The organism is Crenobacter sp. CS_VA4, from assembly GCF_055597485.1.
Genome location: NZ_JBVMAE010000002.1, coordinates 234,699 through 250,258 on the forward strand (window position 1 = coordinate 234,699; position 15,560 = coordinate 250,258).

Genomic DNA, 15,560 nt, shown 5'->3' on the forward strand with positions numbered 1-15,560 from the left:
ACACCCGGCCCGGGCGGCAGTCGTAGTAGACCATTGCCATACGGCGCGGCTGCCGCGACACTGTCGGCTCCCGCGCCCTCACGGAGAACCTCCGCCTTGACCCTGCAAGACCTGATCCCGCAAACGATCGCCTTCGTCCAGCAGCACGAGGCGTGGGCGGTGCCTATCGTCCTGATCCTGGCGTTCGGCGAGTCGCTCGCCTTTATCTCGCTACTGCTGCCCGCCACCGCGATCCTGCTCGGCGTCGGCGTGCTGATAGGTCAGAGCGGCATCGCGTTCTGGCCGATCTGGGCCGCTGCCGCCATCGGTGCGATCCTCGGCGACTGGCTGTCGTACTGGGTCGGGCTGAAGCTGAAACACCGAGTCGCCCACGTCTGGCCGCTGTCGCGCCAGCCTGAGCTGTTGCCGCGCGGCCACCGCTTCTTCGAGCGCTGGGGCGCGGCCGGCGTGTTCTTCGGCCGCTTCTTCGGCCCCTTGCGCGCGTCGGTGCCGCTGGCCGCCGGGGTGTGCGAGATGCCGGCCGCCACCTTCCAGCTGATGAACATCGCGTCGGGCCTCGTGTGGGCCACCGGTATCCTGGCGCCCGGCGCCTTCGGCGTGCAATGGCTGGACGGTTGGCAGGCAGGCTAATGGCGGCCAGAAGCGGCTACAATCGAAGCGCCCCGAATAAGGGCCGCTAACAAAACTCTCCTGGCGTTGTTGCACTGCCTTGCCGTACTACTTTTACTGTCTGCGGCAGCGCGACGAGCAAGATCGCTACGCTGGGTTTTGTTAGCGACACCAAGACCAACCAAGAAAAGCCAACGATGATCCGTCCTCTTTCCAGCCTACTCGCCGTCCTGACCCTGTCCGCCTGCGCCAGCAAGCCGGTGCCGCCGATTCCGCTCGAGCAGCAGTTCAGCCGCCAGCCGCTCGTGCTGCTCGGCGAAGTGCACGACAACGCCGAAGGCCATAAGCAGCGCTTCGCCCTGGTCAAGGAAGCCGTGTTCAACGGCTGGCGCCCGGCGATCGCGATGGAGCAGTTCGACCGCGACAACCAGGCCAAGCTCGACGAGGCGCTCAAGCGCTGCACCAACACCGACTGCGTGATCGAGGCCGCCGCGCCGGCCAAGGGCGGCTGGAACTGGGACTACTACAAGCCGCTGATCGAGATGGCGCAGCGCTACAAGCTGCCTATCATCGCCGCCAACGTATCGCGCGACGACGCTTCCAAGGTGATCCGCCAGGGCTTCGGCGCGGTGTTCGATGCGAAGACCGTGAAGTTCTTCCAGCTCGATAAGCCGCTGCCGGCGGATCTCGCCGCCGGCCAGACCCGCGAAGTCGACGCCGGCCACTGCGGCAAGCTACCCAAGGAAATGCTGCCGGGCATGGTGAACGCCCAGATCGCGCGCGACGTGTTCATGGCCAAGGTGATGTTCGACCACAAGGCGCGCGACGTGCTGCTGATCGCCGGCAACGGCCACGTGCGGCGCGACCTCGGCGTGCCTCGTTGGCTCGGCAAGGACGGCGCGCGAGCGTTGAGCGTCGGCTTTATCGAGGCTTCCCCGGCGCCCAAGGTGTTCGACCATGTGGTGACGATCCCGGCGGCCGAGCGCCCCGACCCGTGCGCGGCGCTGAAGTAAGTGTGCGCTGAAAGGTTGGCCGAACCGTTCAGCCAACGAAAAGCCCCCGGGTCGAGAGACCTTGGGGGCTTGTCATTTCGGGACAGCCGGGGAATCAGCCGGCGGTCTGGCCGGCTGCCACCGGTTCCTCTGGGCGGCGCCGATAGCGCTGCGCCAGCATCGCGCACGCCATCAGCTGCACCTGGTGGAACAGCATCAGCGGCAGCACGATCGCGCCGACCGCGTGACCGGCGAACAGCACGTTCGCCATCGGCACGCCGCTCGCCAGGCTCTTCTTCGAGCCGCAGAACACGATGGTGATCTCGTCCTCCCGGTTGAAGCCGAGCTTGCGTGCCGCGGTGCGGGTGGCCAGCAGCGCCAGCGCCAGCAGCACGCCGTTGACCACCAGCAGGCCGGCGAGCGCACTGACCGGGGTGTTGCGCCACAGGCCCTGGATCACCGCCTCGCTGAACGCGGTGTACACCACCAGCAGGATCGAGCCCTGGTCGACGAAGCGCAGCATCGCCTTGTTGCGCTCGACCCAGCCGCCGATCCAGCGCCGCGCCACCTGCCCAGCCAGGAACGGCAACAACAGCTGCACCATGATGTCGACGATCGAGTGCCACGAGGTGGTGCCGCCGCCGCGCGACACCACCAGCACGCTGACCAACAGCGGGGTCAGGAAGATGCCGATCAGGCTCGACGCCGACGCGCTGCACACCGCCGCCGGCACGTTGCCGCGCGCCATCGAGGTGAACGCGATCGACGACTGCACCGTCGCCGGCAAGGTGCACAGGAACAGCACGCCGAGGTACAGGTCCGGCGTCACCAGCGGCGACAGGATAGGTTTGAGCGCGAAACCCATCACCGGGAACAGCACGAAGGTGCAGGCGAACACCAGCAGGTGCAGCCGCCAGTGCGTCGCGCCGGCGATCACCGCCTCGCGCGACAGCTTGGCGCCGTGCAGGAAGAACAGCAGTGCGATCGCCGCGTAGGTCACCTTGCCGAACACGACGGCGGTCTCGCCCTCGCACGGCAGGAAGGTCGCCAACAGCACGGTAGTGACCAGCGCCAGCGTGAAGTTGTCGGGGAGGAAACGGGGTCTTGCCACGGGATTGCTCCTGATGATGATTCGACGGGCGCAGGCCCTAATAACGGTGCTTATTTTCGCGGCTAGCCAATATAGAATCCAAATGGATTTATTGAATAGATTCATTGATTATCTGCATGAATATCTCGCTGCGCCAATTACGCACCTTCCTCGCCGTCGCCCGGCACCGCAGCTTCAGCCGTGCAGGCGACGCGATCGGCCTGTCGCAACCGGCGGTCAGCCATTCGCTGCGCGAGCTGGAGAACGAGCTGGGCCTGAAGCTCTTCGACCGCACCACCCGCGAGGTCACACTGACCGACGCCGGCCAGACACTGGCCGGCTCGCTCGAGCGGCTGCTCGACGAGCTGGAAGGGTGTCTCGCCGAAACCCGCCAGCTCGGCGAGCTGCGTCAGGGCCGGGTGCGGGTCGCCGCCAGCCCGACCATTTCGGCCAACCTGATGCCCGCCTGCATCGCCCGCGCCGCCGAGCGCTACCCGAAACTGACCTTGATGCTGCGCGACCAGGTGCAGCAGCTGGTGCTCGCCAGCGTGCGCAGCGGCGAGGTCGACTTCGGCGTGATCATCGACCCGCTCGGCGCCGACGACCTCTACTGCGAGGCCATCCTGCAGGAGCCGTTCTGCCTGGTGTGCCGCGCCGACCACCGTTTTGCCGCGCGCGAGTCGGTGACCTGGCCGGAACTGGCCGGCGAGCCGCTGGTGCTGCTCGACTATGCGTCGGGCAGCCGGCCCCTGATCGACCGGGCTCTCGCCGAACAGCACGTTTCGGCCAACGTGGCGCAGGAACTCGGCCACTCGACCACGGTGTTCCGCATGGTCGAGGCCGGCATCGGCATCAGCGTGCTGCCCATCCTGGCGCTGCCGGTGCCGGAGGTGAGCGGCCTGGTGGTGCAGGCCCTCACCCCCACGATTGAGCGCACGCTGATGCTGGTGCGGCGCAAGAACCGCTCGCTGTCGCCGTTGGCCGAAACTATGTGGACGCTGATCCGCGAGGTAGCGGCCGAGTTTTCCGCCGCGCGCGCGTGGCCGAGCGGTTCCTAAATCCTGCTTGGCCGACGCACTCAGCCGGCGCGTCGGCCAAGCTTGTTATCCGGACCGCTTTCCCCTCCCTCTATCTCGTCGGCGATTGCTCCCATTAGCCCGTGCCTCAAAATAGACAAGCTATCCATATTGGACATTTTGTTTACAAAATAGATCAACGAGTCTACTATGGACTCGTTGATCCAAATTAAACACAGAGTCTCCGATGCTCGAACGCCACCAGCCGATCGCCGACGCGATCGCCACGCTGTTCTACCCCTACGCCGAAGTCGTGCTGCACGACATGGCGACGCAGTCGGTCGCCTATGTCGCCAACAACTTCTCCAAGCGCGAGCTCGGCGACGAGTCGGGGCTGGAAGAGCTCGAGGCCACGCCCGACGCCACCGTGATCGGCCCCTACGAGAAGCTCAATTGGGACGGCCGACGACTGCGCTCGATCAGCGTGGTGCTGCGCGACGAGCGCGGCGCGATCGAGGGGATGCTGTGCATCAACCTCGACATCTCGGTGTTCGAGGGCGCCCGCGCCGCACTCGAGCTGTTCCTGTCCGGCAGCAAGCTGATCGCGCAGCCCGACGTGCTGTTCCAGGACGACTGGCAGGAGCGCATCAACACCTTCATCCACGGCTGGCTGCAGGAGCGCCAGCTGAGCCTGTCCATCCTCGGCCGCGACCAGAAGCGCGAGCTGGTCGAGGCGCTGCATCTCGAGGGCGCGTTTCGCGGCAAGAACGCCGCCAACTACGTCGCCAACGTGCTCGGCATGGGCCGCGCCACCGTTTATAAGCACCTGAAAGAACTGAAGGAGAAGCCATGAGCAGTCTGTTCGCCGATATCGTCAAAGCACACCACAGCATCCGACCGCAGGTGCGCACCACCGCGCTCGACTACAGCCCGGCGCTGTCGAGACTGACCGGCTGCGAGGTGTACCTGAAGTGCGAGCACCTGCAACACACCGGCTCGTTCAAGTTCCGCGGTGCCAGCAACAAGCTGCGCATCCTCGGCGACGCCGCCAAGGCAAGCGGCGTGATCGCCGCCTCGACCGGCAACCACGGCCAGGCGGTGGCGCTGGCCGGCAAGATCGCCGGCGTGCCGGTGACGGTGTACGCGCCGGCCACCGCCTCGCCAACCAAGCTCGACGCAATCCGCGCGCTCGGCGGTGAAGTGGTGCTGGTCGACGGCGACGCGCTCGCCGCCGAGCTGGCCGCCGGTGAAGTGGCCAAACAACAAGGCAAACCGTTCATCTCGCCGTACAACGACCTCGACGTCATCGCTGGCCAGGGCACGGTGGGCATGGAGTTGGCCGAACAGTGCCCCGATCTCGACGCGGTATTCGTCGCGGTCGGTGGCGGCGGGCTGATCTCGGGCATCGGCACCGCACTCGAGGAGCTGGCCCCGCAGACGCAGATCGTCGGCTGCTGGCCCGCCAACGCCACCAGCCTGTACACCTGCCTTAAGACCGGCAGGATCATCGAGGTCGACGAGACCGACACCATCTCCGACGGCACCGCCGGCGGCGTCGAGCCGGGCGCGATCACCTTCCCGATCTGCCAGCAGGTGATCGACCAGCAGGTGCTGGTCAGCGAGGACGAGATCAAGGCGGCGATGAAGCTGATCGCGCAGACCGACAAGTGGCTGGTCGAAGGCGCGGCCGGCGTGGCGCTGGCCAGCCTGCTGCAACTGGCGCCGCACTACCAGGGCAAGAAGGTCGCCGTGGTGCTGTGCGGTAAAAACATCGTATTGAAGAAATTCATCGAGGCGGTGAAATGAAGACGCTGAACAAGGATGAGATCCTGGCGCGCTACGACGCCGACCGGGCGGCCGAGCTGATCCGTGCCGGCTTCATCGCCTACTCGGCGGGCAAGGTGCAGCTGCCGCCGGTGCAGCACTTCGGCTTTTCGCACGCCAACGGTGACTGCTGCGTGAAGTCGGGCTACCTCGACGGAGACGAGCTGTTCGCGGTGAAGGTGTCCTCCGGCTTCTATGACAACCCCAAGCGAGGACTCGCCAGCAACCAGGGCCTGGTGATGGCGTTCTCGGCCGACACCGGCGTGCCGCTGGCGCTGCTGCTCGACGAGGGCTGGCTGACCGCGTTGCGCACCGCGCTGGCCGGCCGGCTGGCGGCCGAAGCGCTGGCGTCGCAACGGATCGACGCGATCGGCATCGTCGGCACCGGCATGCAGGCCAGGCTACAGCTCAAGGCGCTGCAGGCGGTCACCCCGTGCCGCACCGTGCATGTGTGGGGACGCTCGACGAAGGAACTGGCCGCGTTCGCCGCCGAGTTCGAGCCGCAGGGCTACCGGGTCCATACCACGCAGGATGCCGAAACGCTGGCGAGCGCCTGCCGGCTGATCGTCACCTGCACGCCGTCGACCCGGCCCATCCTGCAGGCCAACTGGATCCAGCCCGGCACGCACATCACCGCGGTCGGTGCCGATACGGCCGGCAAGCAGGAGCTGGCCACCGAGCTGGTCGCTCGCGCCGACCTGATCGCGGTCGATTCGGTCGCGCAGTGCAGCGCCTACGGCGAGGTGTCGCACGCGTTCCAGGCTGGGCTGATCGACGCCGGGCAGTTGGTCGAGTTGGGGCAGCTCTTCGCCGGTGACAAGCCGGGGCGACAGCGCGAGGAGCAGATCACGATCGCCGACCTGACCGGCCTCGCGATCCAGGATGTGCAGATTGCCAAGGGCGTGCTCGCGGCGGGCTAATCACCTGCCCCGTTAGGATGGGTGGAGGCGTGTACACCGTAACCCATCGACGATAGCGACTCTGGATGATGGGTTACGCTATTGCTTCACCCATACTACGCACTTCATACCCATGCTCGGCAGAGGTTAGCAACAACGCCCGACCTTCCGGGCAGGGACGATGGCGTCCGCTTGGCGCTGTGCGATAGCCATCATGTCGGTGGCCTCAGTGCACGCAGCGAACGAGTTCGAACTTCTTGTCACGCTTCCTGGCAGTCGGGCACCAGCGAAACCAGATCCGTGATGCCCACGTCGATACCAGCCTGGCTGAGAAGCGTTGTGACCTGGCCCCGGTGGTGTGTCTGGTGATTGAAGAAATGCTGCACCAGGTACCCGAACTTCTTGACGAACTCCTGGCCCGCCCTGTTCTTATAGGCCAGCGGTTGCTCGTAGGCGTCTTCCGTTGCTTCCACGGAGAGTTCGACAATGACCTTGTCCATGGCCCTCCTGACGGTTCTCAGCTCCTCGAATTCAGCACGGATACCTTCCTTAAGCGTATAGGGGTGCGGCATCGGGCGAATACAATCCAATGAAGGGAATTTCGATGGGTGATCGGCAAATCTCTTCAGCCAAATGGTATCGGCCACAAGAAGATGATTGAGCGTGCCAAACACCGAGCCAAAGAACGCGCCCTTGTCCTCATACAGGGTGGAGACATCCAGTCGGGACGCCGCATCGTAGAGCTTTTCATTCATCCATTGATTGTATTTGGCCATTAACTCGAAATTGTTTTTGAGCGACATGATCTTTCCGTAAGTGTAAGGCTTCAGGTAAGCGAGCCGCGATACGGCTTCTGCTCGGACGAGTGGTCGAGTGCTCGCGGCGCCTGTCAAGCTGGCTACCGGTACTTGGCAGGAGATGGCTTACTCATGCGGCAAGCCTACCGGAGTTCGCGGAACCCCGCCGGTCCAGAGGCTTCTGCAACAGCGCCTTTTCTTTGGGCCCTTTCTTTTGGCGAAGTAAAAGAAAGGGCCTCGCCGGTCAGGCGAGACCGACAAACCCCCATGTCTCACCCAAATTAGATTCATGAACTGAAGCAGCACCTCTACGACGAATCAGCCCCCGCCCACATCCCCGTCGACACATAACGCTCGCCGGTATCGTTGAGAAACGTGACGATGCACCGATAGCGCCGCGTCGCCGCCACCCGCAGCGCCGCATGGACGAAGGCGCCGGAAGACGGGCCGACGAACACGCCCAGTTTCGCCAAGCGCACGCACATCGCGGCGGCCTCCTCCGAGCTGACGCCGATCCGCTCGCCGATCAGCGAAACATCGAGCAGCGCCGGCACGATGTCGTCGGGTGCGCCAAACGGTTTCAGTCCCTCGATGCCGGGAAAGGTTTCGGGAATCACCACCGCGATATGCGTGTTCGGATTGGCCAGCCGCAGCCGCCGACCGGTGCCTGTCAGCGTGCCGCCGGTGCCGATGCCGGCGACCAGCGCGTCCGGCGGCGGCAGGCCCCTCTCGTGCAGCTGCGCGAGGATCTCCTCGGCCGTGCCGGCGAAATGCGCCAGCCAGTTGTCGTTGTTGGCGTACTGGTCGCAATGCCAATAGCGCTGCGGCTCCTGTTCGGCCAAGCTATGCGCCTCGCGCAGCGCGAAGTCGTAGCCCTCGATCGGGTCGGTGATCATGAGCTCCGCCCCGTGCGCGCGCATCCGATCGAGCCGCTCGCGGCTGGCGTTGCCCGGCACCACGATGGTGACGCCGATGCCGAGCGCCGCACCCAGCATCGCGTACGAGATGCCGGCGTTGCCCGACGACGAATCGAGCAGGCGACGGCCGCCGGCGAAGGTGCCGGCGCGCCACGCCTCGACCAGCATCCGCGCCACCGGCCTGTCCTTGATCGAGCCGCCGGGGTTGACGCTTTCCAGCTTGGCGAACAGCCGCGTGTCCGGCGCCACCTCGGCGACGAAGGGGATTTCCAGCAGTGGGGTTTGGCCGACGGCGGCGAGCAGCGCCTCGGCGGCGGCGGGCAGTTCCGCCGCCGCATCAGGCGGCGTGGCAGAACTGCTCATAGTCGATGTAGCCGGGGAACTCGTGCCCCTCGGCGCAGTAGGCGCAATCGGGATTGGGCTGCAGTTCCAGCTCGCGGAATTCGGCCTTCAGCGCGTCGTAGCACAGCAGCCGCCCGACCAGCGGGTCGCCCACGCCCAACAGCAGCTTGAGCGTCTCGACCGCCTCGAGCAGGCCGATCACGCCCGGTAGAACGCCGAGCACGCCGGCCTCCATGCACGACGGCGCGAACTCGGCCGGCGGCGGTTCCGGATAGACGCAGCGGTAGCAAGGCCCGCGCCGCTTGCCGTAGCCGGGCCAGAACACGCTGGCCTGCCCCTCGAAGCGGTACACCGAGCCGTGCACATTCGGGATGTTGAGCTTCACGCACGCGTCGTTGACCAGGTAGCGGGTCGGGAAATTGTCCGAACCGTCGACCACCACGTCGTAGCCGCTGAAGATCTCCTCGACGTTCGCGCTGGAGAGCCGGGTCTCGTAGGTGTTGACCTTGATCGTCGGGTTCAGCGCCTCGATCGCCTGGCGGGCCGAGCGCACCTTGGCCATGCCGAGCTTGGCCTCGCTGTGCAGGATCTGACGTTGCAGATTGCTGCGGTCGACCACGTCGTCGTCGACGAAACCGAGCGTGCCGACCCCGGCCGCACCGAGGTAGAACGCGGCCGGGCAGCCTAGGCCGCCGGCGCCGATCAGCAGCACCTTGGACGCCAGCAGCCGCGCCTGCCCTTCCTCGCCCACTTCCGGGATGGCGAGATGGCGCGCGTAGCGTTCGCGCGCCAGCCTGTCCAGCTGCGACGGTTGTTCGAACGGCAGCCCCTCCGCCTTCCAGCGTGAAAAGCCGCCCGCCATCGAATAGAGTGCGCGGTAGCCGAGCCGCGCCAGGCTGTCGGCGGCAAACAGCGAGCGCGTGCCGCCGTTGCACATCAGCACCACCGGCTGATCGAAGTCCGGGATCGCATCTTCGACACGCAGCTCCAGGAAGCCGCGCCCCAGGCGATGCGCGCCGGGCGGGCTGCCCTGAGATATCTCTTCGGCCTCGCGCACGTCGACCAGCGCGGCGCCCTGCTGCTGCAGCTGCCACGCCTGGCTCGGGCTGATCTCGGCGATCCGGGACTTCAGCCCGGCGAGCTCTCTATCCTTCGCCTTCATCGCGGCCTCCCGCTACAGCCGGCACGATCGCAATCACGTCCCCCTCCTTGAGCGGGGTGCCCAGGCCTTGCTGAGTGCGCACATCGTCCTTGCCGACAAAGATATTCACAAACTGGCGCGGCCTGCCGTCCTCGTCGAGGATGCGCTCGCCGAGGCCCTCGTGCAGCAGCGCCAGCGTGGTCAACGCCTGCCCCACCGTATCGGCTTCCAGCGCGATCTCGTCGGCGCCGTTGGTATAGCTGCGTAACGGCGTGGGTATCCGAATCACCACCAGCCCGCTCATGATGCAATCTCCTCTTCCTCGAACACCTCTCCGCTCAGCCGCCAGGACGTGACTGCCTGCACGCCGTCACTGTTCACCGACAGGATCAGGTACGACCAGCCTTCCCAGGCGGCCGCGCGATCGGTTTCGCTCGGCCGGGCCGGATGATCCGGGTGGGTGTGCCAGACGCCGACGATCTCCTGCCCCGCGTCCCGCGCTGCCAGTTCGGCCGTTAGGTAGTCGGTGGGGTCCAGTTCATAGCGGTCGCGGGCCCGCTCCCGGTTGAGGTTGCGCGCCTGGTGCATCGAAACGACCTGGCCGCTCTGAGGCTCGCGGCGCCCGATCAGCAGCCCGCAGGTCTCGTTCGGATAACCATGGTGCGCGGCTTCGCGTAGCGCCTGAAGAATGGGTGTCGGGATGTGCAGAACCGCGGCCATGGTGCGCCTCCGGCAGCGAGTCGAGCGGCGAACGCTACTCCATTAGCCAGTATAGGAAGTGACCGGGGTTTCGGAGGGTAGGCAACAGAACGAGGCCCGCAGAATGCCTGCAAGCCCGTTGGAGGCCTTAGATTAGAACGGCTTGTCGCCGAGGATAGTCGCGCGGTGCATGATCCGCCGCGCCGGCAGGTAGTCGGCCACCGCGTAGTGCTGGGTGATGCGGTTGTCCCAGAACGCCAGGTCGTACTGCTTCCAGCGCCAGCGGACGGTGAACTCCGGCCGCGCCGCGTGCGCGAACAGGAAGGCCAAGAGCGCGTCGCTCTCCTTCTGCGACAGCTCGCGGATCCGCGAGGTGAAGCCCTCGTTGACGAACAGCCCCTTGCGGCCGCTGACCGGGTGGGTGCGGATCACCGGATGCACCACGGTCGGGTGGTCGTCGCGCGCCTTCTTCCATCGCTGGTACTGGTCGGTGCCCTTGAAGCGCCACTCGGGGAAGGAGCGGGTGAATTCGTGTTCGGCGGTCAGGCCGTCAAGCAAGGCCTTGAACGCCGACGACAGCGTGTCATAGGCGGCCGCGCTGCTGCTCCACAGCGTATCGCCGCCGACCGGCGGCAGCTCGCGCGCCGACAACACTGCACCGAGCGGCGGGGTGTCGATGAAGGTGACGTCGGTGTGCCAGTTGTCGTTGTCCGGCAGGTTGTCGGCGTGGGTGTCGAGCACCATGATTTCCGGCTGCTCGGCCACGCTCGGATAGACCGGGTGCACGTGCAGGTCGCCGAAGCGGGCGGCAAAGTCGCGCTGCTGGCGCGGCGTGAGCGGCTGGTTCTCGAAGAACAGGATCTGGTAGTCGAGCAGCGCCTGTTGCAGTTGGCCGAAGGCGGCGCTGTCGAGTTTCCCGGTCAGGTCGATGCCCTGCACCAAGGCGCCTAACGCCGGGCTGATGGGGTTGATGTGCAGTTGTGCCACGGGTATTCCTTTTCGGTTCAATGCGCCCAGCCGGCGTAGCGGCGTTCCAGGTAGCGGATCGACAGCTCCAACACCAGCGCGATCGCCGCGATCACCAGGATGCCGGCGATCACCACGTCGGTGACCAGGAACTGCGACGCCGACTGCACCATGAAGCCCAAGCCGCGCTGCGCCGCGATCAGCTCGGCGGCGACCAGCGTCGACCAGCCGACCCCGAGCGCGATGCGCAGCCCGGTCAGGATGTCCGGCAAGGCGCTCGGCAGGATCACGTAGCGCACCAGCTGCCAGCGGCTGGCGCCGAGGCTGCGCGCGGCGAGTACGCGAGTCTTGTCGACGCGGCGCACGCCGCTGCCGGTGGCGAGCACCAAGGGCGCGAAGATCGCGAGATAAATCAGCAGCACCTTGGACACCTCGCCGATGCCAAACCAGATCACGATCAGCGGTAGGTAGGCCAGCGGCGGCACCGGCCGGTAGAACTCGATCAAGGGGTCGAACGCGGAGCTTGCGGTGCGGTTGAGGCCGATCAGCACGCCGAGTGGTACCGCGGTCACGAGGGCGGCGAGCAAGGCGGCGCCGACCCGGACCAGGCTCGCCTCGGTGTGCTGCCACAAGGTCGCATCCATGAAACCGGTGGTGGCGACCTCAATCAGCTTCTTCAACACCTGCTGCGGTGCCGGCAGGAACAAGGCCGGCACCCAGCCGAGGCCGGTGACCAACTCCCACAGCGCAAACAGCGTCAGCACCGTCGCCAGCATCGGCAAGCGTGCCCGCCAGGCGGACGGCTTGCGGTAGACAACCGGTTCGGGCCGGCTCGCCTGCAGCGCCACCTCTTCGGCGGCGGTCAGTTCAAACGGTGGCATCGTTCACCTCCTCGTCGTGCGCAAAATACTCGTTCAGGATCGCCTCGCGGGTACGGATGAAGTCCGGGTCGGACTTGATCGCCCGGGCGCTTTCGCCGGCGGCATAGCGACGGGCGAAGCCCGGCTGCAGTCGGCGCACGATCCGCCCCGGCCGCGGCGACAGGATCACCAGCTCGGTGGCGAGGAACAGTGCCTCCTCGATGCTGTGCGTGATCAGGAAGATGCCGGTACCGGTGTCGCGCCACAGATCCAGGATCAGGCTCTGAATCCGCTCTCGGGTCAGCGCGTCGAGCGCGCCGAGCGGCTCGTCCATCAAGAGAAAGTCCGGGCTGTTGGCCAGCGCCCGCGCGAGGCCGAGCCGCTGGCGCATGCCACCGGACAGCTCGGCGACGCGGTGTTCCTCGAAGCCGGCCAGGCCGACCCGGCGCATCAGCGCCTGTGCCCGCTCGCGCCGTTCGTTTCGGCCAACCTTCTGCAGCTTCAGGCCGAAGGCGACGTTCTCCACGGCGGTCAGCCACGGCATCAGCGCGTCGTCCTGGAACACCACGCCGCTGTCGATGTTCAGCGAGACGTTTTCCAGCGCGTGCACCACCCCACGCGGGGTCGGGTAGCGCACCGAGACCGATTCGACGCTCAAGCGGGCCATGGTCGCCTCCCCTTACTTGCTGCCGTTCGCCTGGCGCACGTAGCTCGCCTCGACGAAGTTCGAGTAGCTCGGCAGCACGCTGTCGACCTTCTTCTGTTCCTTCAGGAATTCCGCGGTGTTCTGCAGCGCCTTGGCGGTGCCGCCGCCGAGCAGGTTGGCCGAAAGCTGCTCCTGGCTCACCGGGAAGCGGCTGCCGGCCAGGAGGCCCGGAATTTCCTTCGAGTCGGCACCGGTCAGGCGGGCGATCTTGGCCACTTGCGGCGACTGGGCATTCCAGGCCGACGGGTTCTTGCGATAGTCGGCGAACGACTGCAGCGTCACCTGGGCGAACTTGGCGACCACGTCCGGGTGCTTGGCGGCGAAGTCCTTATTCACTACCCAGGCTTCGAAGGTCGGCGCGCCCCACTTGCCCACCTCGGTCGAGGTGACCAGGGTCTTGCCGCTCTCCTTGGCCTTGCTCAGCGCCGGATCCCAGACATAGGCGGCGTCGATGTCGCCGCGCAGCCAGGCGGCGGTGATCTCGCTCGGGCGCAGGTTGACGATGTTGACCTTCGCCGGGTCGATCTTCCAGTGCTTCAGCGCAGCCAACAGGCTGTAGTGGGTAGTCGACACGAAGGGCACGGCCACCTTCTTGCCGACCAGGTCCTGCGGAGTTTTGATGCCGCTGCCGTTGCGCGCCACCAGCGCCTCGGAGCTGCCGATCTCGGCGACGATCAGGAAGGTCTGGATCGGCAGCTGGCGGGTGGTGGCCGCAGCGAGCGGGCTGGAGCCGAGGTCGGCAATCTGGATGCCGCCGGACGCCAGCGCGGCGATCACCTCGGCGCCGCTCTCGAATTTTTTCCACTGCAGCGGTTTGCCGATCGCCTTCTCGTACAGGCCGTCGGCCTGCGCCACCTTGGACGGGTCGACCCCGGTCTGGTAGCCGATCACGATCGGCGAGTCGGCGGCGTGGGCAAGCGTCGGTACCACCCAACCGGTGGCGCTGGCAATGGCGATGGCAATCAGATGGCGGCGGGTGGTCAGCATGGTCGGCTCCTGGAGCAGTGAAGGGTTGCCACTGACTATACCCATACGACCTAATTACCAAAAGGAATGAAAAACGATTTTTTATTAACCAATCAGTATTTCAACATCAAGCCAGTAAGCCCTGCCCCTGCGGCGGTCGGACTGCACTTGATCTGGTACCGTGGTCGCAATCGGCTTCTGTCTAACCAGCCGGCTCCGACCGGCCGAACGGGCGCAAAAAAGCCGGGAACGCGTCCCGGCCCTTTTCCTCTCCCGAGCGGATCAACCGCCGGTGCCGCCGACGGTCAACCCGCCATCGATGCGCAGCGTCGGCTGGCCGACGCCGACCGGCACGCTCTGGCCTTCCTTGCCGCAGACGCCGATACCAGAGTCCAGCGCCAGGTCGTTGCCGATCATCGACACGTAGTTGAGCACGTCCGGGCCGTTGCCGACCAAGGTCGCGCCCTTCACCGGGTAGGTCAGCTTGCCGTCCTCGATGCGCCACGCCTCCGACGCCGAGAACACGAACTTGCCGTTGGTGATGTCGACCTGGCCGCCGGCGAAGTTGACCGCGTACAGGCCGTCCTTCACCGAGGCGATGATCTCCTGCGGGTCACGCTGGCCAGCCAGCATATAGGTGTTGGTCATCCGCGGCATCGGGATGTGCGCGTACGACTCGCGCCGGCCGTTGCCGGTCGGCGCCACGCCCATCAGCCGGGCGTTCATCGCGTCCTGCATATAGCCCTTCAGGATGCCGTCTTCGATCAGCACGGTGCGCTGCGTCAGGTTGCCCTCGTCGTCGACCGACAAGGAACCGCGCCGGTCGGCGATGGTGCCGTCGTCGACCACGGTGACGCCCGGTGCGGCGACGCGCTGGCCGATCTTGCCCGAGAACGCCGAGGTGCCCTTGCGGTTGAAGTCGCCCTCCAGGCCGTGTCCGATCGCCTCGTGCAGCAGCACGCCCGGCCAGCCCGGGCCGAGCACCACGGTCATCTGGCCGGCCGGCGCCGGGCGCGATTCCAGATTGGTCAGCGCCTGCTGCACCGCCTGGTGCACGTAGCCGTCGACTATCTCGTCGCGGAAGTAGGCGAAGTCGACCCGGCCGCCGCCGCCGCTCGAGCCCTGCTCGCGCCGGCCGTTCTGCTCGGCGATCACGTGCACCGATAACCGGGTCAACGGACGCACGTCGGCCGAACGCACACCGTCGTGGCGCGCTACATAGACCACGTCGTACTCGGCGGCCAGGCTCGCCATCACCTGGATCACCCGTGGGTCGATTGCGCGCGCGAGCTTCTCGACGCGTTCGAGCAGCGCCACCTTGGCGGCGGCGTCGAGGCTGTGGATCGGGTCGATCGCGGGGTACAGACCGCGGCCGCTCACGGTTCGGCCAACCCCGGTGCGGCCGCTGCCGCCGTGCGCACCGATCGCCCGCACCGCGTCGGCGGCGCGGGTCAGCGCGTCGGCGTTGATCTCGTCCGAGTAGGCAAACGCGGTCTTCTCGCCACTGACGGCACGCACGCCGACGCCCTGGTCGATATTGAAGCTGCCCGACTTGACGATGCCCTCTTCCAGGCTCCAGCCCTCGTTGCGGGTGTGCTGGAAATACAGGTCGGCGTCGTCGACGCCGTGTTCGGCGATGCGGGCCAGCGTCGCCTCGACCGCGCCCTCGTCGAGCCCGAACGGCGTCAACAGGTGCGATTGGGCGATGGCCAGCGTGTCGTTTTGCATGGTGTGTC

General features: G+C 66.3%; 17 protein-coding genes. 6 read left to right on the top strand and 11 right to left on the bottom strand.

Features of this window, described 5'->3' with window-relative positions:
- Positions 1–96: 96 nt before the first annotated feature.
- Complete coding sequence (locus tag ACZ2IA_RS02935) at positions 97–630, top strand: DedA family protein (protein ID WP_470291071.1); 534 nt, start codon at positions 97–99, stop codon at positions 628–630.
- A gap of 176 nt (positions 631–806) precedes the next feature.
- Positions 807–1,622, top strand: coding sequence for a ChaN family lipoprotein (locus tag ACZ2IA_RS02940; RefSeq protein ID WP_470291072.1), 816 nt, complete (start codon positions 807–809; stop codon positions 1,620–1,622).
- Between the two features lie 94 nt (positions 1,623–1,716).
- Here ACZ2IA_RS02940 and ACZ2IA_RS02945 read toward each other — a convergent pair whose 3' ends face one another.
- The gene (locus ACZ2IA_RS02945) at positions 1,717–2,712 is read right to left on the bottom strand and encodes a bile acid:sodium symporter family protein (RefSeq protein ID WP_470291073.1); all 996 of its coding nucleotides are present in this window, start codon (positions 2,710–2,712) and stop codon (positions 1,717–1,719) included.
- Positions 2,713–2,828: 116 nt separating this feature from the next.
- On the opposite strand from ACZ2IA_RS02945, the gene ACZ2IA_RS02950 reads away from it, so the two are divergent.
- The 4 genes from ACZ2IA_RS02950 to ACZ2IA_RS02965 all read left to right on the top strand — a co-directional run bounded on the left by ACZ2IA_RS02950 (position 2,829) and on the right by ACZ2IA_RS02965 (position 6,451).
- A complete protein-coding gene (locus ACZ2IA_RS02950; RefSeq protein ID WP_470291074.1) occupies positions 2,829–3,749 on the top strand; it encodes a LysR family transcriptional regulator in 921 nt (306 codons plus the stop codon).
- A 205-nt stretch (positions 3,750–3,954) separates the two neighbouring features.
- A complete protein-coding gene (locus tag ACZ2IA_RS02955) occupies positions 3,955–4,560 on the top strand; it encodes a helix-turn-helix transcriptional regulator (protein WP_470291075.1) in 606 nt (201 codons plus the stop codon).
- Entirely contained in the window at positions 4,557–5,513 is a 957-nt protein-coding gene (locus tag ACZ2IA_RS02960) for a threonine/serine dehydratase (protein ID WP_470291076.1), read from the top strand. The genes ACZ2IA_RS02955 and ACZ2IA_RS02960 overlap by 4 nt, the downstream gene beginning before the upstream one ends.
- Positions 5,510–6,451 carry an ornithine cyclodeaminase family protein gene (locus ACZ2IA_RS02965; RefSeq protein WP_470291077.1) on the top strand — a complete coding sequence of 314 codons (942 nt, stop codon included), beginning with the start codon at positions 5,510–5,512 and terminating at the stop codon, positions 6,449–6,451. The genes ACZ2IA_RS02960 and ACZ2IA_RS02965 overlap by 4 nt, the downstream gene beginning before the upstream one ends.
- Before the next feature lie 239 nt (positions 6,452–6,690).
- On the opposite strand, the gene ACZ2IA_RS02970 is transcribed toward ACZ2IA_RS02965, so the two are convergent.
- The 10 genes from ACZ2IA_RS02970 to tldD form a co-directional block, all read right to left on the bottom strand.
- Complete coding sequence (locus tag ACZ2IA_RS02970; protein WP_470291078.1) at positions 6,691–7,233, bottom strand: DinB family protein; 543 nt, start codon at positions 7,231–7,233, stop codon at positions 6,691–6,693.
- 302 nt (positions 7,234–7,535) lie between these two features.
- A complete protein-coding gene (locus tag ACZ2IA_RS02975) occupies positions 7,536–8,507 on the bottom strand; it encodes a PLP-dependent cysteine synthase family protein (RefSeq protein ID WP_470291079.1) in 972 nt (323 codons plus the stop codon).
- Entirely contained in the window at positions 8,482–9,648 is a 1,167-nt protein-coding gene (gene moeB / locus ACZ2IA_RS02980) for a molybdopterin-synthase adenylyltransferase MoeB (protein WP_470291080.1), read from the bottom strand. The genes ACZ2IA_RS02975 and moeB overlap by 26 nt, the downstream gene beginning before the upstream one ends.
- Positions 9,632–9,931: a MoaD/ThiS family protein gene (locus ACZ2IA_RS02985; RefSeq protein ID WP_470291081.1), complete on the bottom strand. Its 300-nt coding sequence runs from the start codon at positions 9,929–9,931 to the stop codon at positions 9,632–9,634. The genes moeB and ACZ2IA_RS02985 overlap by 17 nt, the downstream gene beginning before the upstream one ends.
- Positions 9,928–10,347, bottom strand: a complete 420-nt coding sequence (locus tag ACZ2IA_RS02990; protein ID WP_470291082.1) for a M67 family metallopeptidase — start codon at positions 10,345–10,347, stop codon at positions 9,928–9,930. The genes ACZ2IA_RS02985 and ACZ2IA_RS02990 overlap by 4 nt, the downstream gene beginning before the upstream one ends.
- Positions 10,348–10,479: 132 nt before the next feature.
- Positions 10,480–11,313 (bottom strand): taurine dioxygenase, encoded by an 834-nt coding sequence (gene tauD / locus ACZ2IA_RS02995; RefSeq protein WP_470291083.1) that lies wholly within the window; start codon positions 11,311–11,313, stop codon positions 10,480–10,482.
- A 17-nt stretch (positions 11,314–11,330) separates the two neighbouring features.
- Entirely contained in the window at positions 11,331–12,173 is an 843-nt protein-coding gene (tauC, locus tag ACZ2IA_RS03000) for a taurine ABC transporter permease TauC (protein ID WP_470291084.1), read from the bottom strand.
- Entirely contained in the window at positions 12,160–12,819 is a 660-nt protein-coding gene (locus ACZ2IA_RS03005; protein WP_470291085.1) for an ATP-binding cassette domain-containing protein, read from the bottom strand. Before ACZ2IA_RS03005 ends, tauC begins: the two co-directional genes overlap by 14 nt.
- A gap of 12 nt (positions 12,820–12,831) precedes the next feature.
- A complete protein-coding gene (gene tauA, locus ACZ2IA_RS03010; protein WP_470291086.1) occupies positions 12,832–13,845 on the bottom strand; it encodes a taurine ABC transporter substrate-binding protein in 1,014 nt (337 codons plus the stop codon).
- A gap of 261 nt (positions 13,846–14,106) precedes the next feature.
- Positions 14,107–15,552, bottom strand: a complete 1,446-nt coding sequence (gene tldD, locus ACZ2IA_RS03015) for a metalloprotease TldD (RefSeq protein WP_470291087.1) — start codon at positions 15,550–15,552, stop codon at positions 14,107–14,109.
- Between the last annotated feature and the right edge of the window lie 8 nt (positions 15,553–15,560).

Excerpts from the sequence above, each read along its gene's own strand:
- ACZ2IA_RS02940 (WP_470291072.1), top strand. The coding sequence starts at position 807 with ATGATCCGTCCTCTTTCCAGCCTACTCGCCGTCCTGACCCTGTCCGCC.
- ACZ2IA_RS02950 (WP_470291074.1), top strand. The coding sequence starts at position 2,829 with ATGAATATCTCGCTGCGCCAATTACGCACCTTCCTCGCCGTCGCCCGG.
- ACZ2IA_RS02955 (WP_470291075.1), top strand. The coding sequence starts at position 3,955 with ATGCTCGAACGCCACCAGCCGATCGCCGACGCGATCGCCACGCTGTTC.
- ACZ2IA_RS02960 (WP_470291076.1), top strand. The coding sequence starts at position 4,557 with ATGAGCAGTCTGTTCGCCGATATCGTCAAAGCACACCACAGCATCCGA.
- ACZ2IA_RS02965 (WP_470291077.1), top strand. The coding sequence starts at position 5,510 with ATGAAGACGCTGAACAAGGATGAGATCCTGGCGCGCTACGACGCCGAC.
- ACZ2IA_RS02970 (WP_470291078.1), bottom strand. The coding sequence starts at position 7,233 with ATGTCGCTCAAAAACAATTTCGAGTTAATGGCCAAATACAATCAATGG.
- ACZ2IA_RS02975 (WP_470291079.1), bottom strand. The coding sequence starts at position 8,507 with ATGAGCAGTTCTGCCACGCCGCCTGATGCGGCGGCGGAACTGCCCGCC.
- moeB (WP_470291080.1), bottom strand. The coding sequence starts at position 9,648 with ATGAAGGCGAAGGATAGAGAGCTCGCCGGGCTGAAGTCCCGGATCGCC.
- ACZ2IA_RS02985 (WP_470291081.1), bottom strand. The coding sequence starts at position 9,931 with ATGAGCGGGCTGGTGGTGATTCGGATACCCACGCCGTTACGCAGCTAT.
- ACZ2IA_RS02990 (WP_470291082.1), bottom strand. The coding sequence starts at position 10,347 with ATGGCCGCGGTTCTGCACATCCCGACACCCATTCTTCAGGCGCTACGC.
- tauC (WP_470291084.1), bottom strand. The coding sequence starts at position 12,173 with ATGCCACCGTTTGAACTGACCGCCGCCGAAGAGGTGGCGCTGCAGGCG.
- ACZ2IA_RS03005 (WP_470291085.1), bottom strand. The coding sequence starts at position 12,819 with ATGGCCCGCTTGAGCGTCGAATCGGTCTCGGTGCGCTACCCGACCCCG.
- tauA (WP_470291086.1), bottom strand. The coding sequence starts at position 13,845 with ATGCTGACCACCCGCCGCCATCTGATTGCCATCGCCATTGCCAGCGCC.
- tldD (WP_470291087.1), bottom strand. The coding sequence starts at position 15,552 with ATGCAAAACGACACGCTGGCCATCGCCCAATCGCACCTGTTGACGCCG.